A 25,714-nucleotide genomic window follows, 5' to 3' on the forward strand; every position below is an offset into this window, starting at 1 on the left:
CGTTTCATGGCGACGGCTCCCGGATCTGCGGCTGGGTTTCCTGGATCCGCTGGATATAGCTGCCGGGGTCGAGCACCTGGCGGGCGGTGGCGTCGGTGTAGCGCAGGATCGGGCCCGCGGCGATGGTCATGGCCACGCCATACGCCAGCAGCAGGACGGTCGCGCCCACCTCGATCGGGCGGGGCGAGGGCGGCGGCTTGGCATCGCCCACTGCCTCCACGCGCCAGAACAGCCGGGTTCCGGTGCGCGACAGGCCGATGATCACCAGCAGGCTTCCACCCAGGATCGCCGCCCAGACCCAGGCGGTGGCCGCGGCCGGCACCGCGTCGAGTACGACGAACTTGCCGATGAAGCCCGACAGCGGTGGCAGACCGGCCACGGACACCGCGGCGATCGCGTACATCATCCCGGAAGCGGAGCGGGTGGGCGGGGCAATCGGCAACAGGTGGTCGCCCATGCTGCCGCGCTGGCGCTGCACGAGGTCGGCGATCAGGAACAGTGCCGCGGTGGCGAAGACGCTGTGCGCAAGGTAGTACAGGCCGCCGCTGATCGCTTCCGCGTTGGCCAGGGCGAAGGCGATGAACAGCGTTCCTGCCGACAGCATCACCAGGTAGGCCACTGCCGCGCGCAGCCGGGTGGCGCCCACTACCCCGATCGCGGCCACCACCAGCGTCACCGCGCCAGCGGCCACCAGCGCATCCCAGGCGAAGTCCGCCAGCGGGCCGGCGGTGCTGCCGAACACCAGGGTGTAGACCCGCAGGACGGCATACAGGCCGACCTTGGTCATGATCGTGAACAGCGCGGCGACCGCCGCCGGCGCGCGCGAATAGGTTTCCGGCAGCCAGATGTAGAGCGGCAGCAGCGCCGCCTTGGCGCAGAACACCACCAGCAGCAGCCCGGCGGCCGCCTTCACCATGGCCACGTCTTCGGGCGCGGTCTGTGCCACCCGCACCGCCATCTCGGCCATGTTGAGGGTGCCGAGCATCCCGTACAACAGGCCCAGTGCGATGAGGAACAGGGTGGAGGCGGCGATGTTGAAAACCACGTAATGCAGCCCCGCCGCGATGCGTGGGCCCAGCGCGCCGCTGAGCAGCAGCCCGTACGAGGCAATCAGCATCACCTCGAAGAACACGAACAGGTTGAACAGGTCGCCGGTCATGAACGAGCCGTTGAGCCCGGCCAGCTGGAGCTGGAACAGCGCATGGAAGTGCAGCGCGCGCTTGTCCCAGCCGGCGGTGGCGTGCAGCAGGCACGGCACCGCCAGCAGCGTGGTGGTCAGGACCATCAGCGCGCTGAGCCGGTCGATCACCAGGGTGATGCCCAGCCGCGCCGGCCAGTCGCCGACCAGGTAGGCGATGATCTCGCCGCCGGACGCAGCGCCCACGAGCGCCACCGCCACCGCCACCTGGGCCGCCATCGCGATCCACGCGCCGACCCGCAGCACGCTGGTGCTCTGCTTGCGCTCGAGCAGGAGCAGGATCGCCCCCGCGACCAGCGGCACCAGGATCGGGAGGGTGGGAAGGTGCGTCATCATCGCTGGTTTTCCGACGGCTCATCCGCGTCGACGTGGTCGCTGCGCAGGTCGGCGTGGTTGCGCATCGCCACCACCACGGCCACCGCGGTCATCGCGAACGCGATCACGATCGCAGTGAGCACCAGCGCCTGCGGCAGCGGGTCGGCGTGGTTGGCCAGCGTGGCTTCTACGCCATCCATCAGGACCGGCGGCTTGCCCACCACCAGCCGGCCGGCGGAGAAGATGAGGAGGTTGGTGGCATAGGAAAGCAACGTGAGGCCGAGGATCACGTCGAACGTGCGCGCGCGCAGCAGCAGGTAGACCCCGCCGCCGGTCAGCACCCCGATCGCGGTTGCCAGAGCAAACTCCATCAGTAGGGCTCCTGGTACGCCTGCTGGCGGTGCTTGACGGTACCCATCGTCGAGAGCATCAGCAGCGCGCTGGCGAACACCACCACGTACACGCCGATGTCGAACACCAGCGCGCTGGCGATGGGGAGATAGCCGATCACGGGCAGGTCAACGTCCAGGTGGCCGCTGGTGAGGAACGGCAATCCGAACAGCCACGACCCGATGCCGCCGGCCGCGGCGATCAGCAGGCCCAGCCCGATGCCGCGCACGTAGTCGAAGCCGAAGGTGGCCTCGACCGAGCGCGCGCCCTGCAGTACGTACTTGATCAGCACCGGCACTGCGATGGCCAGGCCGGCGATGAAGCCGCCGCCGGGCGCGTTGTGTCCGCGCAGGAACAGGTAGATCGACACCGTCAGCGTCAGCGGGAAGATCAGCTGGGTCAGGTCGGCCGGGATCGGCAGCGGCACCGGCGGCCCCGGCATCACCTGGTCGGGCCGCAGGCGCGCCCATCGCAGCAGCGCGTGCACCACCAGCCCGGCGATGCCGAACACGGCGATCTCGCCGAAGGTATCCAGGCCACGGAAGTCGACCAGGGTCACGTTGACCACGTTGGAGCCGTAGGCCTCGGGCAGGGAGCGGGCCAGCAGCTCGCCGGCAATGGTCTGGGAGGGGCGCACCATCATGGAGTACGCCAGCGCCGCGATGCCGCCGCCGGCGGCTACCGACAGGCTTATGTCGCGCAGGCGGCGCACCCTGGAGCGCTGCTGCGGCGACTGCTTGGGCAGGTAGTTGAGTGCCATCATCAGCATCGCGATGGTCACCATTTCCACCAGGATCTGGGTCAGGGCCAGGTCGGGCGCCGACAGGTACACGAACACCAGGCTGACCATCAGCCCTACCGAGCCGATGATGATCAGCGCGGTCAGGCGCTTGCTGTGCATGGCCACCGTGGCCAGCGTGCCCACCACCAGCACCGCCCACACCACCCAGCCCATCAGCGGCAGGTGCTGCGAGGTGCCGGGCAATTCGAGCAGCGCGGCGGGATCGGCCAGGAACGGCGCCGCGCCCAGCGTCATGGCCGCGATCAGCAGCCAGAACAGGCTGCGCCGCATGCCGCCGGCGACCACCCACTCCGAGGCCCCGCGCGCGGCGCTGAACAGTCCTTCCACGTGGAAGTGGAACCAGTTGCGCCCGTGCGTGCGGATGATCGCCGCGTGGATGTCGAACAGCCAGCGCAGGCCGAAATACAGCGCCACGCCGAATACCAGGCCCAGGAAGCTCAGCAGCAGCGGCAGGTTGAGCCCATGCCAGACGGCCAGCGTGTATTCCGGCGCCATCGGCCCCAGTGTGCCGCGCACCGCGGTTTCCAGGAACGGCCCCACCACCAGCGCCGGCAGCACGCCGACCGCCAGGCACAGCGTCACCAGCACCGCCACCGGGATCCGCATCCAGCGCGGCGGCTCGTGGGGCACCACGTCCAGGTCGCGCGGCCCCTTGCCGTAGAAGGTGTCGTGCACGAAGCGCAGGCTGTAGGCCACGCCGAACACGCCGGCCAGCAGCGCCACGATCGACATCGCCCAGCGGAAGATGTCCGGGCCCTGCGCCTCCAGCGCCTCGGCGAAGAACATCTCCTTGGACAAAAAGCCGTTGAGCAGCGGGATGCCGGCCATCGCCAGCGAGGCGATGATCGCCAGCGCGCTGGTGTAGGGCATGTACCTGCGCAGGTTGCCCAGCCGGCGCATGTCGCGGGTGCCGGTCTCGTGGTCGATGATGCCCGCGGCCATGAACAGCGAGGCCTTGAAGGTGGCGTGGTTGATGATGTGGAACAGGCCCGCCACCACCGCCATCGGCGTGGACAGCCCGAACAGCAGGGTGATCAGGCCCAGGTGGGAGATGGTCGAGTACGCCAGCAGGCCCTTGAGGTCGTGCTGGAAGATCGCGAACCACGCGCCCATCACCAGGGTGATCGCGCCGATGCTGCTGACCACGTAGAAGAACAGCTCGCCCTCGGCCAGCGCCGGATGCAGGCGCGCGAGCAGGAACACGCCCGCCTTCACCATCGTCGCCGAGTGCAGGTACGCCGACACCGGGGTGGGCGCGGCCATCGCCTGCGGCAGCCAGAAGTGGAACGGGAACTGCGCGCTCTTGGTGAAGATGCCCAGCAGCACCAGCCCCAGGATCGCCGGGTACAGCGGGCTGGCGGCGATCAGCTCGCCCGAGGCCAGCACCACGTCCAGGTCGTAGCTGCCGGTGACCCGGCCGATCAGCAGCACGCCGCCGAGCAGCGCCAGCCCGCCCAGGCCGGTGATCGTGAGCGCCATGCGCGCGCCCTGGCGCGCGTCCCGGCGGTGCGACCAGAACCCGATCAGCAGGAACGAGCTGATCGAGGTCAGCTCCCAGAACACCACCAGCAGCAGCAGGTTGCCGGCGATCACCATGCCCAGCATCGAGCCCATGAACAGCAGCAGGCAGCCGAAGAAGCGCGGCGCCGAGTCGTTGCTGCCCAGGTAGTAGTGGGCATACATCACGATCAGCCCGCCGATGCCCAGCACCAGGCCGGCGAACATCCACGCCAGCCCGTCCAGGCGCAGGTCGAACAGCAGGCCGAACTGCGGGATCCATTCGTACACGGCGCGCGGCACCGCGCCGTCCATCACCGCGGGGGTGTACCAGGCCAGGATCGCCAGGCCGAGCAGAGGTGCGGCGGCAGCCATCCATGCGGTCGCGGAGCGGGGCACGGCACGCAATACCGCCACCGACAGCGCCAGCACGAACGGCAGGGCCAACAGTACCTCTAGCATCGGTCTCCTTTCTGGTGTGCGGGCGTTCGGCGAGTCGGGATTCTAGCAGGGCCTCCGGGCCCGACATGACCCGACAGGGTAACCCGGCAGCCGCCGTTACGGGGCGAAAGCGCACGCCCGGCCTGCCCCTGGCCTATGCTTGGCCGATGCTGCCCAGGGTTCCGGTTTCCCCCGTCCGCCAGCCAGCCGCGCCCGCGCGCGGCAAGGGCCGGCGGTGACGCGCACCACGCTGGTGTTCGGCGGCAGCGGCCAGATCGGCCGGGCGCTGCTGGCGCGCCTGGCCGGGTCGGGCTGGGACTGCCTCGCGCTCACGCGCGAGCCGCGCGAAGCGCTGCCGGGCGTGCGCTGGCTGTCCGGGGAGCTGGCGCGGATGCCGGAGCTGCCGGCGAGCTGCGAGGCGATCTTCAGCTGCGGCCCGCTGGATCTGTTCTCCCGCTGGTACGCCGCCAGCGCGATCGAATGCGGCCGCGTGGTGGCGTTCGGATCCACCAGCCGGGAGGTCAAGCACGACGCCCACGATGCAGGCGAGCGCGCGCTGGCTGCTGCGCTGGGCGAGGCGGAGGAACGGGTGTTCCAGGCCGCCGCCGCGCGCGGCGCCGCCGCCACCCTGCTCCGCCCGACGCTGGTCTACGGCGCGGGACGGGACGCCAACCTCACCCGCATCGCCCGGCTTGCGGCCGGCGCGGGCTTTTTCCCGCTGCCGCGCGGCGCCACCGGCCTGCGCCAGCCCGTGCACGTGGACGACCTGGCCACTGCGGCGGCCGCCGCAGTGGACAGCGTCGCCACCCACGGTCGCGGCTACGCGCTCCCGGGCGGGGAGACGCTGCCGTACCGCGAAATGGTGGCCCGCACCCTGGCCGTGCTGTCGCCGCGTCCGCGGCTGGTTGAACTGCCCGGCCCGGTGTTCCGGCTGGCGCTGGCCGCCGCGCGCGCGACCGGCCGCCTGCAGGGCCTTCCCGCCGGGGCCGTGGCGCGCATGGGCGAGGACCTGGTGTTCGATGCCGGGCCGGCCAAACGCGATTTCGGCTACGCCCCGCGTCCCTTCCGCCCCACCGCCGCAACGTTCCACCCGTAGGAGCGCGCATGGCGCGCTCCTACCGGCGGCAGGCCTCGTCGGCGGCTGCCGCGGCGGCTGCCGCCGGGCCCGCGTCGTTGACCGGCGTGCGCGCCTTGTGCAGCGTGCGCAGCGCGATCACCAGCACCCCGCCCAGCACCATCGCCCCGCCGACCCACATCGCGGGGCCCGGCCGGTCGCCCCAGAACACGATCCCCAGCAGCACCGCGATCACCGGCGTGATCAGCAGGTAGGGCGTCACCTGCGCCACCGGGTGGCGCTGTACCAGCAGGTAGAACAGGCCGTGCCCAAGCAGCGAGGCGAACACCGCCGCATACAGCGCGCCGCCCCAGCCGACCCACGTGGCCGCGCGCAGCTGCTGCAGGCCCTGCGGCTCGAACACCGCGCTGATCGCCAGCAGCACCGGCAGCGCCATGATCGCCGTCCAGGCCTGCTGGCTGACCATGTTCACGCCGCGCAGGCCGCGCATCAGCACCGTGCCCAGCGCCAGCATCAGCGAGGAAAACAGCATCATCACCAGCGCCAGCGGGCTCTGGAGCACCATCGGATCCAGTCCCAGCACCAGCACCCCGGCGAAGCTGATGGTGATGGCCAGCGCGGTGCGCCAGGCGAAGCGCTCGCCCAGCAGCCACCAGGCCAGCAGCACCGCCATCGGCACGTAGCTCTGGGCCACGATCGCCGGCGAGGACAGGTTGCCGGCCAGCTGCAGGGCCAGGAAGCTGGTGCCGAAGTGCAGCGCGCCGTTGAGCACCGCCACCGCCGCCATCCGCCCCCACTGCCCGCGCGGCGGTGCCTTGATGAACCACACCAGCAGCGCCGCCAGCATGGCCATGCGCACGGCGGTGAACAGGAACGGCGGGATCTCCCTCAGCGCATGCGCGGAGACCAGGAAGTTGAGCGCCCAGAACACGCACACCAGCAGCACCAGGGCCAGGTCGCGTCCGCCCAGCCCCTTCAGCGCGGGACTCACGGGCTCACCAGCGCCAGCCGAGGCGGCGGTACAGCTTCGCCAGCACCCAGGCCGGGCCGATCAGCAGATAGCGCAGGTCGGTGAAGAAGCTGGGCTTCCTGCCTTCGTACAGCTTGCTGTGGCCGATGAACTGGGCGATCCAGGCCACCACGAACACGCCGATGGCCAGCCACAGCAGTCCCGAAGTGCCCAGCCGGCCGTGCAGCCAGTGGGTGAGCGCGGCCATGAGGACGAACACCGCCAGCATCCCCAGCCCCAGCGGCCGCGATGCGCGGTAATAGAACAGCCACGCGGCGAACATCGCCATCGCCGCCCACACCCCCTGCTGGAACAGCCCGCCCGAAGGGATGCACCACAGCAGCGCGATCACGCTCCACAGGATCGCCGGCACCGCCACCACGTGGATCCGCTGGTTGGCGACGTTGCGGTGGTCGTCCGAGTAGCTGGCGAACCAGCGGTCGATCGGGCGGCCTGCGGCGGTGTCCATGTCCGGATCCTCAGTCGATGGTGATGCCGGCCAGCAGCTGCAGCGCTTCGGCGTAGCGGGCGCGGGTGCGCTCGATTACTTCCGGCGGCAGGCGCGGGCCGGGCGCGGTCTTGTCCCAGTCCTGTGTTTCCAGCCAGTCGCGCACGATCTGCTTGTCGTAGCTGGGCGGGCTGGTGCCGACCTCGTACCCGTCGGCCGGCCAGTAGCGGGACGAATCCGGGGTCAGCATCTCGTCCATCACGTACAGGCGGCCGTCGGCGTCGGTGCCGAACTCGAACTTGGTGTCGGCCAGCAGGATCCCGCGCTCGGCCGCGTGGGCGGCGGCGAAGCGGTACAGGCGCAGGGTGGCGTCGCGGATCTGCTCGGCCAGCTCGCCGCCGATGCGATGCACCATGGCGTCGAAGTCGATGTTCTCGTCGTGCTCGCCCGGCGCGGCCTTGCTGGAGGGTGTGAACACCGGCTCGGCCAGCTGCTCGGCCTGGCGCAGGCCGTCGGGCAGGCGGATGCCGCTGACGTGGCCGGTGCGCCGGTAGTCCTTCCAGCCGCTGCCGATGAGGTAGCCGCGGGCGATCGCCTCCACCGGCAGCGGGCGCAGCTTGCGCGCCACCACCGAGCGCCTGGCGTACAGGGCCGGGTCGACGCCCTCGGGCAGCACCGTGGCGACTTCGATCCCGGTCAGGTGGTTGCGCATCAGGTGCTGGGTGCGCTGGAACCAGAAGTTGCTGATCTGGCACAGCATCTCGCCCTTGCCGGGGATCGGGTCGGGCAGCACCACGTCGAAAGCGGACAGCCGGTCGGTGGCCACGATCAGCAGGCATTCGCCGGGATCGGGCGCTTCCTCGGCGGGCGGCGGCAGCCGCCCCAGGTCGAACACGTCGCGAACCTTGCCGCGGTGGAACAGCGGCAGGCCCGGCAGGTCAGCAGTGGTCAGGATCGTCGGCACGTGCGAAGCCGGTGGCCAGCGGGCCGGCCAGTTTAGTGCCATTCGTGCCTGCGAGTCAGCGCCGGGTTCGCGGGGGGCGGGCAGGCCCTACAATGCGCCCATGAAACGCTGGTACGGGAAACTGCTGGGCTTCATCGCCGGCTGGCTGCTGCTGCGCCATCCGTTCGGGGGGCTGATCGGGCTGCTGATCGGGCATGCCTTCGACGCGGACTGGCTGTTCCCGCGCAAGAGCGCGCCCTACAACGTGCTGGGCGTGGCCGCCGACGCCAGCGATGCCGAGATCGACCAGGCCTACCGCCGGCTGATGTCGCAGTACCACCCGGATCGGCTGCCGGGCGCGGCGCCGGAGCTGCGTGCGCAGGCGGAAAAGCGGGCGCGCGAGATCAACGCCGCCTACGACCAGATCAAGACCCGCCGCCGGCGCAGATAGACGCCGCGGGCCGTCGCCGACATTCAAGACTTCCTGTAATCCGAGCCCATTGCCATGCAGCCAGCCGTCATCGCCCCGTCCATCCTCTCCGCCGATTTCGCCCGCCTGGGCGAGGAAGTCGACAGCGTGCTGGCGGCGGGCGCGGACTGGGTTCATTTCGACGTGATGGACAACCACTACGTGCCCAACCTCACCATCGGCCCGCTGGTGTGCTCGGCGCTGCGCAAGCACGGGGTGACCGCGCCGATCGACGTGCACCTGATGGTGTCGCCGGTGGATCGCATCGTCGGCGACTTTGCCGAGGCCGGGGCGACGCTGATCAGCTTCCATCCCGAGGCCAGCAGCCACGTGCACCGCACCATCCAGCTGATCCGCGCCACGGGCTGCCAGCCCGGGCTGGTGCTGAATCCGGCCACGCCCGTGGAGGTGCTGGACTACGTCCTGGACGAGCTTGACCTGGTGCTGCTGATGTCGGTGAACCCGGGTTTCGGCGGCCAAGCCTTCATCCCCTCGGCGCTGGACAAGCTGCGCAAGGTGCGCGAGCGCATCGACGCCAGCGGGCGCGCGGTGCGGCTGGAGATCGACGGCGGGGTGAAGCCGGACAACATCGGCGCGATCGCGGCCGCGGGCGCGGACACCTTCGTGGCCGGGTCGGCGATCTTCGGCCAGCCGGACTACCGGGGAGTGATTGCGCGGATGCGCGATGAGGTGGCCCGGGCAACGCAGCTGCGCGCGTAGGTTCGCGCTGCGGCCACCCGGCTCCGGGGCAGTCAAGAAAAAAGGCCGCGCCCTGTGGCGCGGCCCTCGGAGATAGATTGGAGGCTGATCCTGCCTCCGCCAGTCGTCCCTGTTATGGCCTTCCATGCTGGGGATGGCCGATGACGCGGCGATGACAGGACGGTTGCGTTTCGCGCATCCAGGATGAATGGGTAGAGTGCACCGATGATCACGCGCGAACAGTTCGACCGCCATGCCGCAGACGGCCACACCCGCATCCCGGTGGTGCGCGAGGTGCTGTCGGATCTGGATACGCCGCTGTCGGTGTACCTGAAGCTGGCCGACGGGCCTTACACCTGCCTGTTCGAGTCGGTCGAGGGCGGGGAGCGGTTCGGGCGCTATTCGATCATCGGGCTGCCGGCGGCGCGGGTGTTTGCGTTCCGCGGGCATGAGCTGTCGGTGATCGAGCACGGCGAGGTGGTGCAGACGCGCGAGGTGGCCGATCCGTTCGCGGAGGTGGAGCGGCTGCGGGCCGCGCATTCGGTGCCGGCGCTGCCGGGGCTGCCGGGGTTTTCGGGCGGGCTGGTGGGGTGGTTCGGCTTCGAGTGCGTGGACTACATCGAGCCGCGGCTGGCGCGCGCCCCGCTGCCGGACGAACTGGGCACGCCGGACATCCTGCTGATGGAGTCGGAGGAGGTTGCGGTCTTCGACAACCTCAAGGGGCGCCTGTACCTGATCGTGCACGCGGATCCGTCGCGGCCGCAGGCGTGGGCGCGGGCGAACCGGCGCCTGGACGCGCTGGCGCACCGGCTGCGGCACGCGGGGGCGGGCTACCCGGAGACGCTGCAGCCGGCGGCGCTGGACGAGGGCGATTTCGTGTCCGGGTTCACCCGCGAGGGCTTCATCGCGGCGGTGGAGAAGTCGCAGGAGTACGTGCGCGCCGGGGATGTGTTCCAGGTGGTGCTGAGCCAGCGGCTGTCGGTGCCGTTCAACGCGCGGCCGGTGGACGTGTACCGGGCGCTGCGGGCGCTCAACCCGTCGCCCTACATGTATTTCCTGGACGTTGGCGGCACCCAGGTGGTGGGCTCCTCGCCGGAGATCCTGGTGCGCCAGCAGGGCGGCACGGTCACGGTGCGGCCGATCGCCGGCACCCGGCCGCGCGGGCAGACGCCGGAAGAGGATGCGGCGCTGGAGGCGGAGCTGCTGGCCGATCCCAAGGAGCGGGCCGAGCACCTGATGCTGATCGATCTGGGCCGCAACGACGTGGGGCGGGTGTCGGAGGCGGGCAGCGTGGAGCTGGGCGATCGCTTCGCGATCGAGCGCTACAGCCACGTGATGCACATCGTCAGCGAGGTCACCGGGCGGCTGAAGGACGGGCTGAGCTACGCGGACGTGCTGCGGGCGACGTTCCCGGCCGGCACGGTGAGCGGGGCGCCCAAGATCCGCGCGCTGGAGATCATCCGCGAGCTGGAGCCGGTTCGCCGCAACGTCTACGCCGGCAGCATCGGCTACATCGGCTGGGACGGTGACGCCGACATGGCCATCGCCATCCGCACCGTAGTCATCCAGGACGGCCGCCTGCACGTGCAGGCTGGCGCCGGCATCGTCCACGACTCGGATCCCGGGAAGGAGTGGGACGAGACCATGAACAAGGGCCGCGCCCTGTTCCGCGCCGTCGCCCAGGCCGCAAAAGGCCTGTGATCGGCTGGCTGCTGGCCGCTGCGCTGCAGGCAGCTGTTGCCGGGCCGCCGCCGGAGGTGGTTGCCGTGGACGGCGAGGTGATCCGCTACGAGGGGACCATTTCCGCGGAAGGCGCGGCGCGCTTCCTCACCGGGCTTGCCGGCGCGCCCGATGTCACCGTGCTGGTGGTGAACTCCAACGGTGGGTCGATCGAGGACGCCATGCGGATGGGCGAGGCCATCCATGCCCGGGGGCTGGACGTGCACGTCGAGCAGAAATGCGTGTCGTCCTGCGCCAACTATCTGTTCCCGGCCGGGCGCAGGAAGGTGATCCGGGACGACGCGGTGGTGGTCTGGCACGGGTCGGCGATCCAGGACGGGCTGTGGGAGACGGACGGGGCCGATGTCACCGGCCCGGACGGCAAGTCCCTGGGCTGGTGGCAGCGGCGGAGCCTGAAGCGGGCATTTCGCGACTACGGCCGGCGCATGCAGGAGGAGCAGCGCGCGCTGTATGAAAAGCTCGGTGTCGACGAGCAGGTGACGGTGTACGGCCAGCGGCCCGGGAGCGCGTGCAGGGAGTGGACGTTCAGCGTGGCGGACATGGCCCGGTTCGGCATCCACCACGTGCAGGCCGCGCCGGACTACGGCCACCGTCCGGTCAGGCTGGAGGGCGTGGACTGGTGCCTGATCGAGCTTCCGCCGGCGGCCGGGGAGGCGGGGCCGGGGAGCCGCTGAGGCTCAGCGGATCCGCTGCACGGCCACCACCGCCATTTCCGGATCGGGCGGAACGACCGAGCCGCCGTGACATGGATCAAGCCGTCCTCACCCCGGAGCGCGCCCCGTGGGTGCCACCGGCTCCTGCGGGGGAACTTCGGCCAGGCGGCCCTGCTGCCGGCCAAGCCAGACCGCCAGCATCGCCCACACCAGCGCCAGCGGCACCACCACGCTCGCCAGCCCGCCCATCGCCAGCCCCAGCCGCCCGAGCGCGCCCTCGGTCTGGGCGCCGACCACGTCGCCGGCCCGGTAGACGAAGGTGTCGATGAAGGCCTTGGCCTTGTACTTGTCCTCGCGGCTGACCACGGTGTAAAGCGCCTCGCGCGCCGGCCGGGTGATGCCGCGCTGCACCGCCCGGTTGGCCGCCTCCAGCAGCACCAGCACCACGAACGAGCCGTAGATCGCCAGGCCGACGAAGCCGATCGCGGTGGCGATCGGCAGGATCGCCAGCGCCACCCCCAGGCCGAAGCGCCGGATGATCTTGCCGGTCATGGTGAGCTGCAGCACCAGCACCGCAATCTGGGTCCACATGTCGATGTTGCCGAAGATCGCCGTGCGCGTGTCCAGGTCGTCGGTCACCGCGGCCACCATCTGCAGGCGGGTGAAGTAGATGAAGGTCGCCACCACCGTCATCAGCAGCACGTAGCCGGCGATGGCGGTCAGGTAGCGCGAGGCGAACACCGCCTTGAATCCGGCCCAGGCGCTGCCGCCGATCCGCTCGCGGTCGCTGCCGGCGGTGCCGCCGGCCTGCGCGGTGCCGGCCCGATCCGGCGCAATCCGCACCAGCAGCCAGGCCACGCCGAGCGCCAGCATCAGGAACCCCGCCGCCACCAGCAGCAGCGCCGGCGTGCCCAGCGGCTCGGCCAGCCTACCGGCCAGCCACGGCCCGAAGATCGCCCCGGCCGTGCCGCCCACCGAGATCAGGGCGAAGAAGCGCTTGCCCTGGTCGCTGGAGAACCGGTCGGCCATCAGCGCCCAGAACACCATGGTCACGAACAGGTTGAACACGCTGAACCACACGTAGAACACCTGCCCGCTGCGCTCGCCCACCGCCCCGGGCGCGAACACCAGCAGCCCCCAGAATCCCGCCAGGCTCAGCGCGAAGAAGCCGTACGTGGCCCCGATCGCCTGCAGCCGCCGGAACCGGCTCACCAGCCAGCCGAACACCGGGTTCACCGCCAGCGTCACCACCGCCGTGCCGATGAACAGCCAGCGCACCCCGTCGATCCCGCTCTCCATTCCCAGCGCGTCGCGCGCTGGCCGCAGCAGCATCAGCGCGGTGAGGATGCAGAAAAAGAACAGTCCCGCCAGCAGCACCGGCGGCACCTCGTCGCGGCGCAGGTTGAGCAGGGCCTGGAGGGCGCCCTGACGCCCGGTGTCGGCTGGTTGGGACATGCGGCGTTCTTGGCTCGAACGCTCCCAGTATGCCCCGACATCCCCGCATGGCGCGCTCCTACCGGGGTGGCGCTGTTAAGCTTGCGCACCTTTTTCGTCCGTACGATGCCGCAGCCATGCTGCTGATGATCGATAACTACGACAGCTTCACCTGGAACCTCGTGCAGTACCTGCAGGCGCTGGGGGCCGAGGTGCGGGTGGAGCGCAACGATGCGCTGACGGTGGAGGATATCCAGCGGCTGCGGCCGGAGAGGATCGTGATCTCGCCGGGGCCGTGTACGCCCAACGAGGCGGGCGTATCGCTGGAGGTGATCGGGCGCCTGGGCGCGACCACACCGATCCTGGGCGTGTGCCTGGGCCACCAGGCGATCGGCCAGGCCTACGGCGGCCGGGTGATCCGGGCCAAGCGGATCATGCACGGCAAGACCTCGCCGGTGCGGCACCGCGGCCAGGGCGTGTTCCAGGGGCTGCCGGACGGCTACGTCGCCACCCGCTACCACTCGCTGGTGGTGGAGCGCGAAAGCCTGCCGGACTGCCTGGAGGTCACCGCCTGGACAGAGCTGGAGGACGGCGGGGTGGAGGAGATCATGGGCCTGCGCCACCGCGAGCACCCGGTGGAGGGCGTGCAGTTCCACCCCGAATCGATCCTCACCGAACACGGCCACGCCCTGCTTCAGAATTTTCTCGAGCGCTGAGGCCTCCTGTCCCCCGGACATTGCGGGCCTGCCCACCGGTAGGAGCGCGCATGGCGCGCTCCTACCGGTGGGCAGCGGCGGGAAACGGGCTATCCTTGCCGGCCCACAAGTTCCGTTCTCCGCCCATGCCCATCACCCCCCAGGAAGCCCTGCAGCGCACGATCGAGCACCGCGAGATCTTCCACGACGAGATGGTCGACCTGATGCGCCAGATCATGGGCGGCCAGGTCTCGCCGGTGATGGCCGCGGCGATCCTGTCCGGGCTGCGGGTGAAGAAGGAAACCGTGGGCGAGATCGCCGGTGCGGCAGTGGCCATGCGCGAGTTCTCCCGCACCGTGGAGGTGGCCGACCGCAGCCGCCTGGTTGACATCGTCGGCACCGGCGGCGACGGCGCCCACACCTTCAACATCTCCACCGCGGCCGCGTTCGTGGCCGCCGCGGCCGGCGCGCGGGTGGCCAAGCACGGCAACCGCAGCGTGTCGTCCAAGTCCGGCAGCGCCGACGCCTTCGAAGCGCTGGGCGCGGCGATCGAGCTGCAGCCCGCGCAGGTGGCCCGGGTCATCGACGAGACCGGCATCGGCTTCATGTTCGCGCCCATCCACCATCCGGCGATGAAGCAGGTAGCCGCGGTGCGCGGGGAAATGGGCGTGCGCACGCTGTTCAACATCCTCGGGCCGCTGACCAATCCGGCCGGCGCGCCGTCGATCCTGATGGGCGTGTTCCACCCCGACCTGGTGGGCATCCAGGTGCGGGTGCTGCAGAAGCTGGGCGCCGAGCGCGCGCTGGTGATCTGGGGCCGCGACGGCATGGACGAGATCTCGCTCGGCGCCGCCACCCTGGTCGGCGAGCTGCGCGACGGCCAGGTGCGCGAGTACGAGGTGCACCCGGAGGACTTCGGCATCGCCATGGCCGCCAGCCGCAACCTCAGGGTCGACAACCCCGCCGAGTCAAAGGCGATGGTGCTCGAAGCCATCGACGGCAAGCCGGGCCTGCCGCGCGAGATCGTCGCCCTCAACGCCGGTGCCGCGCTGTACGTGGCCGGCGTGGCCGACGACATCGCCGATGGCATCGGGCGCGCGCGCGAGGCGATGGCCAGCGGCGCGGCGCGGGCCAGGCTGGAGCAGTTCGTCGCCGTCACCAACCGCCTGGCAGCCGCATGAGCGACATCCTCGAAAAGATCCTCGCCCGCAAGCGCGAGGAAGTGGCCGAACGCCGCGCGCTGATGACCCTGGCCGACCTGGCCGCGCGCGCCGCCTCCGGCCCGCCGGTGCGCGGCTTCGCCGCCGCGATCGAAAGGAGGATCGCCGCCGGTGATCCGGCGGTGATCGCCGAGATCAAGAAGGCCAGTCCGTCCAAAGGCGTGATCCGGCCCGGTTTCGAGCCGGCCGAAATCGCCCGCAGCTACGAGCAGGGCGGTGCCGCCTGCCTGTCGGTGCTCACCGACCGCGACTTCTTCCAGGGCGCCGACGAATACCTGGTGGCCGCGCGTGCCAGCTGCGCGCTGCCGGTGCTGCGCAAGGATTTCATCATCGACCCGTACCAGGTCTACGAGGCCCGGGTACTGGGCGCGGACTGCGTGCTGCTGATCGTGGCCGCCCTGGACGACGGCCGGCTGGCCGACCTGTCCGGGCTGGCGCTGGACCTGGGCATGGACGTGCTGGTGGAAGTGCACGATGCCGACGAGCTGGAGCGCGCCATCCAGGTGCCGGCGCCGCTGCTGGGTATCAACAACCGCAGCCTGCGCAGCTTCGAGGTCTCGCTCGACACCACCCTGGCGCTGCGCGACGTGGTGCCCGGCGACCGCCGGCTGGTCACCGAAAGCGGCATCCACACCCGCGCCGACGTGGAGCGCATGCGCGCAGCCGATGTCCACGCCTTCCTGGTCGGCGAGGCGTTCATGCGCGAGCCGGAGCCGGGCCAGGCGCTGCGGCGGCTGTTCTTTACGCCCGCCGCCGCCCGGGCCGGGGCCGGCGAGGGGGCGGAGCCTGCGGGCGTGACGGCGCCGGCGGGCGTGACGGCGCCGGCGGCCGGCGCTTCACCCGCGCCGGGGGGCGGCACGGCTTCCGGCACCGCCGATCCGGCGGCTGCGCCGACCGTGGCCCAGCTGCTCAGGGAGCCGGCGCCGGAGGACGTCGCCGCGGCCGCGGATCCGAAGCTGGTCGTGTTCGACTTCGACCACACCCTTTACGACGGCGACTCGGGCAGCCACCTGTTTGCCTGGCTGATCCGCCGCAGCTGGTGGCGCACCGCGCTGGCGCTGCTGGCCGCGCCGGTGTTCGGACCGCTGGTCGCGTTCCTGCCCACGCGGCGGTTCGGGATTTCAGGCTTCGTCTGGATCGGCACCGTCGGCCTGCATCGCAGCAGCACCGTGGACGTGCTCACCGACATGTACGTGGCGGCCGACCGCGAAGCCATCGGCAAGCGCCTGCTGCCGCACGCGCTGGGCGTGCTGCAGCAGCACCTGGATGCCGGTGACCGGGTGGTGGTCGCCACCGGCGCGCCGCCGGAGCTGGCGCGGGCGATCCTGGCCTTCGTGGCCCACGAGCAGGTGCCGGTGATCGGGACCGCGATCGGGCCGCGGCTGGGCGCCGTGGTCGCCACCCGCCACTGCCACGCCGAAGAGAAGATGCGCATGCTGCGCGAGGCCGGCTACCACGACATCGACATCGCCTATTCCGATTCCAGCGCCGACCTGCCGCTGCTGAAGGCGGCGAAAGATCCCGTCGTGGTGAATCCCAAGCCCGGCCGCATCGACATGTTCCGCCGGGTGCTGGGCAGGGACACCCCGATCCTCAACTGGGGCTGCCGGGATCGCGGCGGGGAGCCGCCTGCCGCTGCCCCTCCGGAACGGACGGACGGCTAACAGGGCCCGGCGCGCCTCAGCGCGTGCCGTACAGGACGATGGTCTTGCCGCGGGCGTGCAGCTTGCCGTCTTCCTGCAGCTTCTTGAGCACACGGCCGGCCATCTCGCGCGAGCAGCCGACGATGCGCGCCAGTTCCTGCCGCGAGATCCGCAGCTGGGTGCCCTGCGGGTGGCTCATCGCCTCCGGCTCGTGGCACAGGTCGTGCAGGGTGCGGGTGATGCGGTCGGTCACGTCCAGGAACGCCAGGCGCCCGGCCTTGCGGCTGGTGTCGAGCAGGCGCCGGGAGATCTGCGCACCGATCGCGTACAGCAGCTGGGTGGAGTCGTTGGCCAGTGAGCCCTCGAACAGCGACTGCAGGCGTTCGTAGCTGATCTCGGCCAGTTCGCACTGGGTGCGGGTGCGCAGGATCACCGCGCGCGTGTCGGACTGGATGAACAGCCCCATTTCGCCCACGAACTCGCCGGCGCCGAAGTAGCCCAGCACCAGCTCACGGTCGTCATCCTCCTCGGTGATGATCGTGACCGAGCCGCTGATCACGTAGTACATCGTTCCGGCCGGATCGCCCGGGCGGAAGATGTCGGTGCGCGGTGGATAGCGCCGACGGTGACAGTGCGCCAGGAAGCGCTCGATCGTCGCCGGCGACGGCATCAGGGGATGGGTGGGACGTTGGTAGGGCGTAGGGGGCAGGATCACGACAGCCTCTTGATTGGAAGCCTGAACAGGATCGGGGGAGCAGGGAGAGTAGGGCGTACCGCCCCGGTGAGCAAACCCTTCTCGCGAACAGCACGCCGTTTGCCGCATAATTCGCCTTTCGCCTGCCCGATCCCGGAGCCGCACCGAAGTGGTCAAACCTCTGCCCCGCCTGAAGCTGCAGGGCTTCAACAACCTCACCAAGGCCCTGTCCTTCAACATCTACGACGTCTGCTTCGCCAGGAGCGAAGACGAGCGGCAGCGTTACATCGAATACATCGATGAGGTCTACAACGCCGACCGGCTCACGCAGATCCTGACGGACGTGGCCGAGATCATCGGTGCCAACATCCTCAACATCGCGCGCCAGGACTACGATCCGCAGGGCGCGTCGGTGACGATCCTCATTTCCGAGGAGCCGGTGGTCGACAAGCGCGACGCCAAGGGCGTGATCTCCGACGCGGTGGTCGCGCACATGGACAAGTCGCACATCACCGTGCACACCTATCCGGAGACCCACCCGGACAACGGCATCGCCACCTTCCGCGCCGACATCGACGTGGCCACCTGCGGGGTGATTTCACCGCTCAAGGCGCTCAACTACCTGATCGAGAGCCTGGAGTCGGACATCGTGGTGATGGACTACCGGGTGCGCGGCTTCACCCGCGACGTGAAGGGCAAGAAGCACTACATCGACCACAAGATCAATTCGATCCAGGACTACCTGCACCGCAACATCAAGGCGCGGTACGAGATGCTGGACGTGAACGTCTATCAGGAAAACATCTTCCACACCAAGATGCACCTGAAGGACTTCGACCTGGACCAGTACCTGTTCGAGGAGAAGGCGCGCAACCTGTCGTTCAAGGAGCGCATGAAGGTCGAGGCGCGGCTCAAGCGCGAGATCGAGGAGCTCTACCACGGGCGCAACCTGGTCGACTGACCAGGCCCCCCGCTTTTGGTCAGATCCGGTAGGCGACGGTCTTCATGACCTTCGAGGCCAGCGACATCACCGCCGGGATCGGCTGCGGCAGCACCTTCGCGCCGGCGGCCTCGGCGTTGTCGGCGTGGCGGGCCTCGTCCAGCTTCATCTGCTGCAGGATCCTGCGGCTGCGCAGGTCGGCGGCGGGCAGGGTGTCCAGGTGCTCTTCCAGGTGGGCTTCCACCTGGCGCTCGGTCTCCACCACGAAGCCCAGGTTCCAGCCGTCCCCGCGCAGGCCCGCGGCCACGCCGATCGCGTAGCTGCCGGCGTACCACAGCGGGTTGAGCAGGCTGGGGCGGTCGTCCAGTTCCTGGAGCCGGTCGGCGCACCAGGCCAGGTGGTCGGTTTCCTCCTGGGCGGCCTCCAGCAGGTGCGCCCGCGTCTCCGCGTCGCGTGCGACGGCGGCCTGGCCCACGTACAGGGCCTGGGCGCAGATCTCGCCGACGTGGTTGATCCGCATCAGGCCGGCGGCGTGGCGGCGCTCGTCCGCATCCAGCTCCATTTCGGCCTCGTCCCCGGCCGGGTTGGGCCGCTCGGCGGCGGGGCGGCCGAACACCGTCTCCATGGCGTGCTGGGAGCGGGCGAGGAAGTGATCAAAGGGGCTCAGGCGGCGGGTGGCGGTCATGGCGGACTGGCAACTTGCGGCGGACAGGGCGGGACTGTATCATTCCGCCTCTTGCGTTCACGTTCCATGTCCAGAACGCACACAACGCGTGGTGAAGTTCCGCCGGCTCCGCTGGCGCAACCAGCCCGACCATTCAACCGAATCGAGTTCCCTTCATGAAGACTTTCAGCGCCAAGGCCGAAACCGTACAGCGTGACTGGTACGTGGTCGATGCCGACGGCAAGACGCTCGGCCGTCTCAGCAGCGAGATCGCCCGCCGCCTGCGCGGCAAGCACAAGCCCGTCTACACCCCGCACGTGGACACCGGCGACTACATCGTCGTGGTCAACGCGGAGAAGGTGGCCGTCACCGGCAACAAGCTGGCCGACAAGAAGTACCACCGCTTCACCGGCTACATCGGCAACCTCAAGACCGAGTCCCTGGGCCAGGCGCTGGAGCGCCACCCGGAGCGCGTGATCGAGATCGCGGTCAAGGGCATGCTGCCCAAGAATCCGCTCGGACGCGCCATGTACCGCAAGCTCAAGGTCTACGCCGGCCCCGAGCACCCGCACGCCGCCCAGCAGCCGCAAGTCCTGGATATCTGATCATGTCGACCACGCACAACTACGGCACCGGCCGTCGCAAGTCTTCCGTCGCTCGCGTCTTCATCCGCAAGGGCAGCGGCACCATCAACGTCAACGGTCGTCCGCTGGACGAGTTCTTCGGCCGCGAGACCGCGCGCATGATCGTGCGCCAGCCGCTGGAACTGACCCAGAACACCGACAAGTTCGACATCACCGTCACCGCTTCGGGCGGCGGCACCACCGGCCAGGCCGGTGCCATCCGCCTGGGCATCGCCCGCGCGCTGGTGGACTACGACGATTCGCTGAAGGCCGAACTGCGCCGGGCCGGGTTCATGACCCGCGACGCGCGCGAGGTCGAGCGCAAGAAGGTGGGCTTGCACAAGGCACGCCGCGCCACCCAGTTCTCCAAGCGCTAAGCCGCTTCACGGCCCGGTTTTCCGCAGGTTCACGAAGCTGCGGACAACCGGCGCCGACGGCGTTACAATTTGCTCCATAGCCCCGTCGCCAAGTGGTAAGGCACCTGACTCTGACTCAGGCATTCGGTGGTTCGAATCCATCCGGGGCTGCCATACAGCCGAAAAGACCCGCCTCCCGGCGGGTCTTTTCGTTTGCGTAGAATTTGCCGATGGCCCACTTTCCCGCACCCACCGTTGCCGCCGACGACCTGCTTGCCACGATGCGTGCGCAGGGCTTTGCCGTGCTGGGGGCTGCCGATGTCGCCGCGCTGGCCGGCTGCCCGCCGGACGCCCTGGACGCGCTGCGCGAAAGCTGGGATCGGCTGCCGCCGGATACCTACCTGCGCGACGGCGGCCGCTACCGGCGCCGGCGCCATTCGTGCTTCGTCATCGACGGCGACCGGATCGAACAGGCGCCGCACCGCGCCCACTTCCAGCCGCGCGACTACAACGCCCTGCACGGCGGCATGCGCCGCTGGTTCGAGCCGGTCGAGCCCCAGGTCGTCGCGCTTCCGGCCTGGGCCGGGCTGCTGCGCGGCATCACCGGGCTGTGCACGGCGCTGCGGCCGGCGCGGACCTGGCACGTGGAGGTGCACCAGTTCCGCATCGACACTGCCGACGGCATCGGCCGGCCCACCCCCGAGGGCGCGCACCGCGACGGGGTGGATTACGTGGCCGTGCTGATGGTGGGCCGCGAGGCGATCAAGGGCGGCGAAACCCGCGTCTTCCAGGCCGACGGCCCCGACGGCCAGCGTTTCACCCTGTGCGAGCCGTGGAGCCTGCTGCTGCTCGACGATGCCCGCGTGATCCACGAATCCACCCCCATCCAGCCCGTCGCCGGCCACGGCCACCGCGACACCCTGGTGCTGACCTGGCGCGCCGAAGGCTTCCTGGGCGACTGACGCCCCCCATCCGACCAACCGACCCCGCTGTAGGAGCGCGCCATGCGCGCTCCTACGTACAATGGGGCTTTGCACGGTTGCAATGGAGTTCCGATGAAGCTGGGTTCACTGAAGGAAGGGGGCCGCGACGGCACCCTGGTCGTGGTCTCGCGCGACCTCACCCGCGCGGTGCGCGCCGACGCCATCGCGCCGACCATGCAGCAGGCGCTTGAAGACTGGTCGAACGCCGCGCCGCGGCTCAACGCGCTGGCCAGGGCGCTGGAGGCGGGCGAGGCGGAGGGCGCGTTCGAGCTGGACATGCGCGAGCTGGCCTCGCCGCTGCCGCGCGCCTACGAGTTCCTCGACGGCAGCGCCTACCTGCCGCACGTGGAGCGCGTGCGCCGCGCCCGCGGCGCCGAGGTGCCCGAGAGCTTCTACACCGACCCGCTGATGTACCAGGCCACCAGCGCCGGCTTCCTGGGCCCGCGCGATCCGGTGGTGGTGCCCAGCGAGGAATACGGCATCGACCTGGAAGCCGAGATCGTCGTCATCACCGACGACCTGCCCATGGCCGTCACGCCCGGGCAGGCCGCCGGCCACATCCAGCTCGTGGGTCTGGTCAACGACGTTTCGCTGCGCAACCTGATTCCCGGCGAGCTGGCCAAGGGCTTCGGCTTCCTGCAGTCCAAGCCGCGCTCGGCGCTCAGCCCGGTGTTCGTCACCCCCGACGAGCTGGGCGATGCCTGGCGCGGCAACAAGCTGCACCTGCCGCTGGTCACCCACGTCAACGGCGAATGGTTCGGCGCCCCGGAGGCGGGCGTGGACATGCAGTTCGACTTCTCCCAGCTGGTCGCCCACGCGGCCAAGACCCGGCCGCTGTCGGCCGGCACCATCGTCGGCTCGGGCACCATTGCCAACGAGGACACCGGCAAGGGCGCCTCGTGCTTCGCCGAAAAGCGCACCGTGGAGGCGCTGGAGCACGGCAAGCCGCGCACGCCGTTCATGTCGTTCGGCGACACGGTGCGCATCGAGATGTTCGATGCCGGCGGCAAGTCGATCTTCGGCGCCATTGAGCAGCGGATCGAACGCCTGGCCCAGTCCTGAGTCCCGGCCCGAACGGCCCCGGGCCCGCGACCGGCGGTCGTGCCCGGGCCCGCCGGCGCGGGTAAGCTGAACGGTGCGCGCGGGACTGCGCGAAAAGGGGGAGGGGAGATGTCGGAGCGGCTCACGCTTTACTCGTACTGGCGCTCAAGCGCCGCCTATCGCGTGCGCATCGGCCTGGCACTCAAGGGCCTGCACTACGACACGGTGCCGGTGCACCTGGTGCGCAACGGCGGCGAGCAGCACGCCCCCGACTACGCCGCCGCCAATCCGCAGCAGCTGGTGCCCATGCTCGTGCACGGCCAGCGGCGGATGCGCCAGTCGCTGTCGATCCTGGAATACCTGGACGAGGTGTGGCCCGAACCGCCGCTGCTGCCGGCCACCGCGCGCGGCCGCCAGCGCGTGCGCGCGCTGGCCCAGGTGGTGGCCTGCGACATCCATCCGCTCAACAACCTGCGGGTGATGCGTTTCTTCGAGCACGAGTGGAATGTGCCCCAGCCCGAGCGCGACGTGTGGATGCGGCACTGGATGGTGGAAGGTTTCCGCGCGTTCGAAGCGCTGCTGGCCGACCACCCCTCGACCGGGACATTCTGCGAGGGCGATCTTCCGAGCCTGGCCGACTGCTGTCTGGTGCCGCAGCTGTACAACGCACGCCGGTTCGGCGTGGATCTGGCGCCGTACCCCACCATCGGCCGGATCGAGGCCGCCTGCCTGGCGCACCCCGCCTTCGAGGCCGCCCACCCCGGGAATCAGCCCGACGCCCCCGACCGCCAGGCCGGCGGGTAGGGCGCGCCTACGACTGCTCGGCGTCGCCGGGGCTGAACACGTCCGCGTAGGGATCGTGCACGTCGCCGCCTTCGGACAGGCGGAACTTGAGCGCCAGGCCGTCGCGTGAATCGGCCGCCTTCAGCGCCTCCTCGCGCTCGATCCGGCCTTCCTTGTAGAGCCGGAACAGGCACTGGTCGAAGCTCTCCATGCCTTCCTCCAGCGACTCCTCCATCGCCTGCTTGATCTCGTGCACGTTCCCGCGCCGAAGCAGGTCGCGGATCATCGGGGTGTTGATCAGCACCTCGGTGGCCGGCATCCGGCGCCCGTCCTTGTCCACCACCAGGCGCTGGCTGATCACCGACTTCAGGTTCAGGGCCAGGTTCATCAGCACGTTCTTGTGCGCGGCCTCTGGGAAGAAGTTGAGGATGCGCTCGATGGTCTGGTCGGCGTTGTTGGAGTGCAGGGTGGCCAGGCAGATGTGGCCGGTCTCGGCGAAGGCGATCGCCGCCTCCATGGTCTCGGCGTCCAGGATCTCGCCGATCAGGATCACGTCCGGCGCCTCGCGCATCGCGTTCTTGAGCGCGTTGTGGAAGGTGTGGGTGTCCAGGCCGACCTCGCGCTGGTTCACGATCGACTTCTTGTGCTTGTGCAGGTATTCGATCGGATCCTCGATGGTGAGGATGTGGCCGGAGACGTTGGAGTTGCGGTAGTCGATCATCGAGGCCAGCGTAGTCGACTTGCCCGACCCGGTGGAGCCGACGATCAGCACCAGCCCGCGCGGGGCCATGATGATGTCCTTGAGCACCTGCGGCAGCTGCAGCTCCTCGATCGAGGGGATCACGCTGCGGATCGAGCGGATCACCATGCCGATCTCGCCGCGCTGCTTGAACACGTTGACGCGGAAGCGCCCCGAGTCCTGCAGCGACAGCGCCATGTTCAGCTCCAGGTCGCGCTCGAACACCGGCACCTGGCCCTCGTCCATGAGTGAATAGGCGATCTTCTTGACCATGCCCGGCGGCAGCCCGGTATTGCCGAGCGGATGGAGCTTGCCCTCGACCTTGATGTGCACCGGGGCGCCCGTCGTCAGGAACATGTCCGACGCGTTTTTTTCCGTCATCAGCTTCAGGAAATAGCCGATGTCCATGAACGAACCCCCTTGTATGCGCCCCCGGTCGTTGCGATCCGGGGCCCCGCTGCGGACAATGACCGCCTGTTCCCCAGAGTATGCGGCCGCCAATGCACGCTAGCATTGCACAATTGCGAAGGATCCTGCAGGTACCGGTGCTGGGTATCGTGCTGGCGCTCACAGCCTGCGCCAGCGCCCCGCCGCCGACCGCCGAGCTGTCGGCCGCCCAGCAGGCGGTGGCCCGCGCCTCGGACGCCGATGCCGAGCAGTACGCCAGCGCCGACCTGGACAGGGCCCGCGGGCTGCTGTCCCAGGCCCAGTCGCTGATGGGCACGGGCAATTCCCGCGATGCCCGCACCGCGGCGGTGGCCGCCGCCGCCGCCGCCGACCTGGCCCGCGCCCGCAGCCGCGAGGCGGTGGCCAACGCCGAACTCGCCCAGCGCCGGGCCCAGGTCTCGCGCCTGCGCGAACAGCTGGGGATGGAGCCATGAGCATGAAGCACGCCGCACTCGCCATCGGCCTGGCCCTGGCCGCCGTGGGCGCGCCCGCGCTGGCGCAGCAGCAGGACAGCGGGGACACCGAGGCGGACGCCCTGTCCCGGCGCCTGACGGCCATCGACGCCGACCCGGCCCGCAGCAGCCTGGCCAACTTCGAGCGCCTGCAGGCCCGCCAGGCCCTGGAGGCCCTCCAGGCCGCCCGCTCCAACCAGCGCGACGCCTACCTGCAGGTGGCCCGCTGGCGGGTGGAAACGGCCGAGATCGCCGTCAACACCGAAACCATCCGCCGCGAGATCGACCAGCTCGACCGCGACCGCTCCGACCTGATGGTCGAGGCCAGCCGCCAGGAGGCCGTGCGCGCCCGCGCCGAGGCCGAGCGGCTGCGGGTGCAGGCCCAGATCCAGGCCGAGGAAGCCGAGCGCCTGCGCCTGGCCGCCGAAGCCGAGCACGGCGCCCGCCAGGAAGTGGAAGGCGTGCTGGAAGGCGTCGCCAGCGACCAGGCCGCCAAACTGCGCGCCGCCCGCGCCCGCCAGGCTGAACTGGAGCGCCGCGAGGCCGAGCTGCTGCGCAGCCTGGAAGACGACGACGATTGATCCGCATTCGCTAAATATTCATTAATTTCAACGATTTGCCGCGCCCGCCGCGAGCGCGCCGCAAGCCACCTGACGCGCATTGTCAGCCCGTTCGTCGCATTCAGCTTCCTCCGTAACCGCGCCGTCATGCGACTGTGCTCCAGACCCTTGCCCCCCCGAATCGGGAGGAGTAGGGTCGATCTGCAGGCGGCGCAAATTTGTCCAGTCGCGCCGCCCGCCGAGGGCCGATGACGATGATCCAGGCAAGCCACCCCGAAGAGCACGCCGCCGGAAATCGGTTCCGCGGTGGTGTTCAGGCAGGGGCGGCCTACACCGAGTTCATCCGCGGCCCGCGCCAACACGTTCCCTCCCCCAGCGCCCCGTGCCTTCGCAGGCCGGGGCGTTTGCATTTCACGACCCGAAGGAGGTTTTCATGTTCGAAGGGCAACAGTCGCAGCTTGAAGACGTCATGCAGTCCAACCCCGAGTTCCGCCGCCTGTACTACCAGCACAAGGAGCTGGACAAGAAGGTGATGGACGCCGAACTCGGGGTGCTGCCGATGGATGACACCACCCTGAGCCAGATGAAGCGCGAAAAGCTCGCCGCCAAGGATCGCCTGACCAGGATGTACGCCACCCTGGAGCACTGACGCAGCCGCGTCCGCGCACCTGCGGGCGGCGGCGGCTTCCTCGTCTGCCGCCGCCGCCCGCGGCAGGGCATCGGCGATGCGATAATCCGGCGTCATCTCAACGCCCCGGCCC

27 protein-coding genes, 1 tRNA gene and 1 pseudogene are annotated in these 25,714 nt (G+C 69.9%); 19 read left to right on the forward strand and 10 right to left on the reverse strand.

The features are described 5' to 3' along the window. Positions 1-4: 4 nt before the first annotated feature. The 3 genes from ACOZ90_RS11645 to ACOZ90_RS11655 are packed head-to-tail and all read right to left on the reverse strand — an operon-like array spanning position 5 to position 4,664. Positions 5-1,531 (reverse strand): monovalent cation/H+ antiporter subunit D, encoded by a 1,527-nt coding sequence (locus ACOZ90_RS11645; RefSeq protein ID WP_422893820.1) that lies wholly within the window; start codon positions 1,529-1,531, stop codon positions 5-7. Then, on the reverse strand, positions 1,531-1,884 hold the full coding sequence (locus tag ACOZ90_RS11650; protein ID WP_095207998.1) for a Na+/H+ antiporter subunit C: 354 nt from the start codon (positions 1,882-1,884) through the stop codon (positions 1,531-1,533). Before ACOZ90_RS11650 ends, ACOZ90_RS11645 begins: the two co-directional genes overlap by 1 nt. Continuing rightward, the gene (locus ACOZ90_RS11655; protein WP_422893821.1) at positions 1,884-4,664 is read right to left on the reverse strand and encodes a monovalent cation/H+ antiporter subunit A; all 2,781 of its coding nucleotides are present in this window, start codon (positions 4,662-4,664) and stop codon (positions 1,884-1,886) included. The genes ACOZ90_RS11650 and ACOZ90_RS11655 overlap by 1 nt, the downstream gene beginning before the upstream one ends. A 214-nt stretch (positions 4,665-4,878) precedes the next feature. Here ACOZ90_RS11655 and ACOZ90_RS11660 point away from each other — a divergent pair, with 214 nt between their 5' ends. Continuing rightward, positions 4,879-5,739 (forward strand): NAD-dependent epimerase/dehydratase family protein, encoded by an 861-nt coding sequence (locus ACOZ90_RS11660; RefSeq protein WP_422893822.1) that lies wholly within the window; start codon positions 4,879-4,881, stop codon positions 5,737-5,739. A 19-nt stretch (positions 5,740-5,758) separates the two neighbouring features. On the opposite strand, the gene ACOZ90_RS11665 is transcribed toward ACOZ90_RS11660, so the two are convergent. From ACOZ90_RS11665 to ACOZ90_RS11675, 3 genes are read right to left on the reverse strand one after another with little or no spacing between them, the layout of a single operon-like run. After that, a complete protein-coding gene (locus ACOZ90_RS11665) occupies positions 5,759-6,709 on the reverse strand; it encodes a DMT family transporter (RefSeq protein ID WP_422893823.1) in 951 nt (316 codons plus the stop codon). A 4-nt stretch (positions 6,710-6,713) separates the two neighbouring features. Further along, on the reverse strand, positions 6,714-7,196 hold the full coding sequence (locus ACOZ90_RS11670; protein ID WP_422893824.1) for an Mpo1 family 2-hydroxy fatty acid dioxygenase: 483 nt from the start codon (positions 7,194-7,196) through the stop codon (positions 6,714-6,716). 10 nt (positions 7,197-7,206) lie between these two features. Continuing rightward, positions 7,207-8,139: a phosphoribosylaminoimidazolesuccinocarboxamide synthase gene (locus ACOZ90_RS11675; protein ID WP_422893825.1), complete on the reverse strand. Its 933-nt coding sequence runs from the start codon at positions 8,137-8,139 to the stop codon at positions 7,207-7,209. 100 nt (positions 8,140-8,239) lie between these two features. Here ACOZ90_RS11675 and ACOZ90_RS11680 point away from each other — a divergent pair, with 100 nt between their 5' ends. The 4 genes from ACOZ90_RS11680 (at position 8,240) to ACOZ90_RS11695 (ending at position 11,700) form a co-directional block, all read left to right on the forward strand. Further along, positions 8,240-8,569 (forward strand): J domain-containing protein, encoded by a 330-nt coding sequence (locus tag ACOZ90_RS11680; RefSeq protein WP_422893826.1) that lies wholly within the window; start codon positions 8,240-8,242, stop codon positions 8,567-8,569. Between the two features lie 54 nt (positions 8,570-8,623). After that, complete coding sequence (rpe, locus tag ACOZ90_RS11685) at positions 8,624-9,307, forward strand: ribulose-phosphate 3-epimerase (RefSeq protein WP_422893827.1); 684 nt, start codon at positions 8,624-8,626, stop codon at positions 9,305-9,307. 204 nt (positions 9,308-9,511) lie between these two features. After that, on the forward strand, positions 9,512-10,987 hold the full coding sequence (gene trpE, locus ACOZ90_RS11690) for an anthranilate synthase component I (protein WP_422893828.1): 1,476 nt from the start codon (positions 9,512-9,514) through the stop codon (positions 10,985-10,987). Next, positions 10,984-11,700 carry a hypothetical protein gene (locus ACOZ90_RS11695; RefSeq protein ID WP_422893829.1) on the forward strand — a complete coding sequence of 239 codons (717 nt, stop codon included), beginning with the start codon at positions 10,984-10,986 and terminating at the stop codon, positions 11,698-11,700. The genes trpE and ACOZ90_RS11695 overlap by 4 nt, the downstream gene beginning before the upstream one ends. 87 nt (positions 11,701-11,787) lie before the next feature. Here ACOZ90_RS11695 and ACOZ90_RS11700 read toward each other — a convergent pair whose 3' ends face one another. Further along, the gene (locus ACOZ90_RS11700) at positions 11,788-13,134 is read right to left on the reverse strand and encodes an NTP/NDP exchange transporter (protein ID WP_422893830.1); all 1,347 of its coding nucleotides are present in this window, start codon (positions 13,132-13,134) and stop codon (positions 11,788-11,790) included. 116 nt (positions 13,135-13,250) lie between these two features. On the opposite strand from ACOZ90_RS11700, the gene ACOZ90_RS11705 reads away from it, so the two are divergent. The 4 genes and pseudogenes from ACOZ90_RS11705 (at position 13,251) to ACOZ90_RS11720 (ending at position 16,692) form a co-directional block, all read left to right on the forward strand. Next, entirely contained in the window at positions 13,251-13,829 is a 579-nt protein-coding gene (locus ACOZ90_RS11705) for an anthranilate synthase component II (protein WP_422893831.1), read from the forward strand. A gap of 125 nt (positions 13,830-13,954) precedes the next feature. Beyond that, positions 13,955-14,989, forward strand: a complete 1,035-nt coding sequence (gene trpD, locus ACOZ90_RS11710) for an anthranilate phosphoribosyltransferase (protein ID WP_422893832.1) — start codon at positions 13,955-13,957, stop codon at positions 14,987-14,989. Continuing rightward, a pseudogene (gene trpC, locus ACOZ90_RS11715) lies at positions 14,986-15,771 on the forward strand (indole-3-glycerol phosphate synthase TrpC); the annotation flags it as partial. The gene trpD and the pseudogene trpC, both read left to right, overlap by 4 nt. 162 nt (positions 15,772-15,933) lie before the next feature. Beyond that, positions 15,934-16,692, forward strand: coding sequence for a haloacid dehalogenase-like hydrolase (locus tag ACOZ90_RS11720; RefSeq protein ID WP_422893901.1), 759 nt, complete (start codon positions 15,934-15,936; stop codon positions 16,690-16,692). Positions 16,693-16,708: 16 nt separating this feature from the next. Here ACOZ90_RS11720 and crp read toward each other — a convergent pair whose 3' ends face one another. Then, the gene (gene crp, locus ACOZ90_RS11725; RefSeq protein WP_422893902.1) at positions 16,709-17,341 is read right to left on the reverse strand and encodes a cAMP-activated global transcriptional regulator CRP; all 633 of its coding nucleotides are present in this window, start codon (positions 17,339-17,341) and stop codon (positions 16,709-16,711) included. Between the two features lie 193 nt (positions 17,342-17,534). Here crp and speD point away from each other — a divergent pair, with 193 nt between their 5' ends. Then, a complete protein-coding gene (speD, locus tag ACOZ90_RS11730) occupies positions 17,535-18,326 on the forward strand; it encodes an adenosylmethionine decarboxylase (protein ID WP_422893833.1) in 792 nt (263 codons plus the stop codon). Positions 18,327-18,345: 19 nt separating this feature from the next. On the opposite strand, the gene coq7 is transcribed toward speD, so the two are convergent. After that, positions 18,346-18,990: a 2-polyprenyl-3-methyl-6-methoxy-1,4-benzoquinone monooxygenase gene (coq7, locus tag ACOZ90_RS11735; protein ID WP_422893834.1), complete on the reverse strand. Its 645-nt coding sequence runs from the start codon at positions 18,988-18,990 to the stop codon at positions 18,346-18,348. 155 nt (positions 18,991-19,145) lie between these two features. Here coq7 and rplM point away from each other — a divergent pair, with 155 nt between their 5' ends. The 6 genes from rplM to maiA all read left to right on the forward strand — a co-directional run bounded on the left by rplM (position 19,146) and on the right by maiA (position 22,776). Next, positions 19,146-19,574, forward strand: coding sequence for a 50S ribosomal protein L13 (gene rplM, locus ACOZ90_RS11740; RefSeq protein ID WP_422893835.1), 429 nt, complete (start codon positions 19,146-19,148; stop codon positions 19,572-19,574). Positions 19,575-19,576: 2 nt separating this feature from the next. Next, positions 19,577-19,969, forward strand: a complete 393-nt coding sequence (gene rpsI, locus ACOZ90_RS11745) for a 30S ribosomal protein S9 (RefSeq protein WP_422893836.1) — start codon at positions 19,577-19,579, stop codon at positions 19,967-19,969. Between the two features lie 78 nt (positions 19,970-20,047). Beyond that, positions 20,048-20,122, forward strand: a tRNA-Gln gene (locus tag ACOZ90_RS11750). A gap of 56 nt (positions 20,123-20,178) precedes the next feature. Beyond that, the gene (locus ACOZ90_RS11755) at positions 20,179-20,910 is read left to right on the forward strand and encodes a 2OG-Fe dioxygenase family protein (RefSeq protein ID WP_422893837.1); all 732 of its coding nucleotides are present in this window, start codon (positions 20,179-20,181) and stop codon (positions 20,908-20,910) included. 93 nt (positions 20,911-21,003) lie between these two features. Beyond that, entirely contained in the window at positions 21,004-21,993 is a 990-nt protein-coding gene (locus tag ACOZ90_RS11760) for a fumarylacetoacetate hydrolase family protein (RefSeq protein WP_422893838.1), read from the forward strand. 108 nt (positions 21,994-22,101) lie between these two features. Next, positions 22,102-22,776: a maleylacetoacetate isomerase gene (gene maiA, locus ACOZ90_RS11765; RefSeq protein WP_422893839.1), complete on the forward strand. Its 675-nt coding sequence runs from the start codon at positions 22,102-22,104 to the stop codon at positions 22,774-22,776. A gap of 7 nt (positions 22,777-22,783) precedes the next feature. Here maiA and ACOZ90_RS11770 read toward each other — a convergent pair whose 3' ends face one another. Beyond that, a complete protein-coding gene (locus tag ACOZ90_RS11770) occupies positions 22,784-23,902 on the reverse strand; it encodes a PilT/PilU family type 4a pilus ATPase (RefSeq protein WP_422893840.1) in 1,119 nt (372 codons plus the stop codon). Between the two features lie 113 nt (positions 23,903-24,015). On the opposite strand from ACOZ90_RS11770, the gene ACOZ90_RS11775 reads away from it, so the two are divergent. The 3 genes from ACOZ90_RS11775 (at position 24,016) to ACOZ90_RS11785 (ending at position 25,602) form a co-directional block, all read left to right on the forward strand. After that, a complete protein-coding gene (locus ACOZ90_RS11775) occupies positions 24,016-24,375 on the forward strand; it encodes a DUF4398 domain-containing protein (RefSeq protein WP_422893841.1) in 360 nt (119 codons plus the stop codon). 2 nt (positions 24,376-24,377) lie between these two features. Then, positions 24,378-24,974, forward strand: coding sequence for a hypothetical protein (locus ACOZ90_RS11780; RefSeq protein ID WP_422893842.1), 597 nt, complete (start codon positions 24,378-24,380; stop codon positions 24,972-24,974). A 412-nt stretch (positions 24,975-25,386) separates the two neighbouring features. Further along, the gene (locus ACOZ90_RS11785) at positions 25,387-25,602 is read left to right on the forward strand and encodes an HP1242/YdcH family protein (RefSeq protein WP_422893843.1); all 216 of its coding nucleotides are present in this window, start codon (positions 25,387-25,389) and stop codon (positions 25,600-25,602) included. The last annotated feature ends 112 nt before the right edge of the window (positions 25,603-25,714 follow it).

This window comes from Luteimonas dalianensis (assembly GCF_049339425.1).
GTDB classification, from domain to species: Bacteria; Pseudomonadota; Gammaproteobacteria; order Xanthomonadales; family Xanthomonadaceae; genus Luteimonas; species Luteimonas dalianensis.

Excerpts from the sequence above, each read along its gene's own strand:
- ACOZ90_RS11645 (WP_422893820.1), bottom strand. The coding sequence starts at position 1,531 with ATGACGCACCTTCCCACCCTCCCGATCCTGGTGCCGCTGGTCGCGGGG.
- ACOZ90_RS11650 (WP_095207998.1), bottom strand. The coding sequence starts at position 1,884 with ATGGAGTTTGCTCTGGCAACCGCGATCGGGGTGCTGACCGGCGGCGGG.
- ACOZ90_RS11655 (WP_422893821.1), bottom strand. The coding sequence starts at position 4,664 with ATGCTAGAGGTACTGTTGGCCCTGCCGTTCGTGCTGGCGCTGTCGGTG.
- ACOZ90_RS11670 (WP_422893824.1), bottom strand. The coding sequence starts at position 7,196 with ATGGACACCGCCGCAGGCCGCCCGATCGACCGCTGGTTCGCCAGCTAC.
- ACOZ90_RS11680 (WP_422893826.1), top strand. The coding sequence starts at position 8,240 with ATGAAACGCTGGTACGGGAAACTGCTGGGCTTCATCGCCGGCTGGCTG.
- rpe (WP_422893827.1), top strand. The coding sequence starts at position 8,624 with ATGCAGCCAGCCGTCATCGCCCCGTCCATCCTCTCCGCCGATTTCGCC.
- trpE (WP_422893828.1), top strand. The coding sequence starts at position 9,512 with ATGATCACGCGCGAACAGTTCGACCGCCATGCCGCAGACGGCCACACC.
- ACOZ90_RS11700 (WP_422893830.1), bottom strand. The coding sequence starts at position 13,134 with ATGTCCCAACCAGCCGACACCGGGCGTCAGGGCGCCCTCCAGGCCCTG.
- ACOZ90_RS11705 (WP_422893831.1), top strand. The coding sequence starts at position 13,251 with ATGCTGCTGATGATCGATAACTACGACAGCTTCACCTGGAACCTCGTG.
- trpD (WP_422893832.1), top strand. The coding sequence starts at position 13,955 with ATGCCCATCACCCCCCAGGAAGCCCTGCAGCGCACGATCGAGCACCGC.
- crp (WP_422893902.1), bottom strand. The coding sequence starts at position 17,341 with ATGCCGTCGCCGGCGACGATCGAGCGCTTCCTGGCGCACTGTCACCGT.
- coq7 (WP_422893834.1), bottom strand. The coding sequence starts at position 18,990 with ATGACCGCCACCCGCCGCCTGAGCCCCTTTGATCACTTCCTCGCCCGC.
- rplM (WP_422893835.1), top strand. The coding sequence starts at position 19,146 with ATGAAGACTTTCAGCGCCAAGGCCGAAACCGTACAGCGTGACTGGTAC.
- rpsI (WP_422893836.1), top strand. The coding sequence starts at position 19,577 with ATGTCGACCACGCACAACTACGGCACCGGCCGTCGCAAGTCTTCCGTC.
- ACOZ90_RS11755 (WP_422893837.1), top strand. The coding sequence starts at position 20,179 with ATGGCCCACTTTCCCGCACCCACCGTTGCCGCCGACGACCTGCTTGCC.
- ACOZ90_RS11760 (WP_422893838.1), top strand. The coding sequence starts at position 21,004 with ATGAAGCTGGGTTCACTGAAGGAAGGGGGCCGCGACGGCACCCTGGTC.
- maiA (WP_422893839.1), top strand. The coding sequence starts at position 22,102 with ATGTCGGAGCGGCTCACGCTTTACTCGTACTGGCGCTCAAGCGCCGCC.
- ACOZ90_RS11770 (WP_422893840.1), bottom strand. The coding sequence starts at position 23,902 with ATGGACATCGGCTATTTCCTGAAGCTGATGACGGAAAAAAACGCGTCG.
- ACOZ90_RS11780 (WP_422893842.1), top strand. The coding sequence starts at position 24,378 with ATGAAGCACGCCGCACTCGCCATCGGCCTGGCCCTGGCCGCCGTGGGC.
- ACOZ90_RS11785 (WP_422893843.1), top strand. The coding sequence starts at position 25,387 with ATGTTCGAAGGGCAACAGTCGCAGCTTGAAGACGTCATGCAGTCCAAC.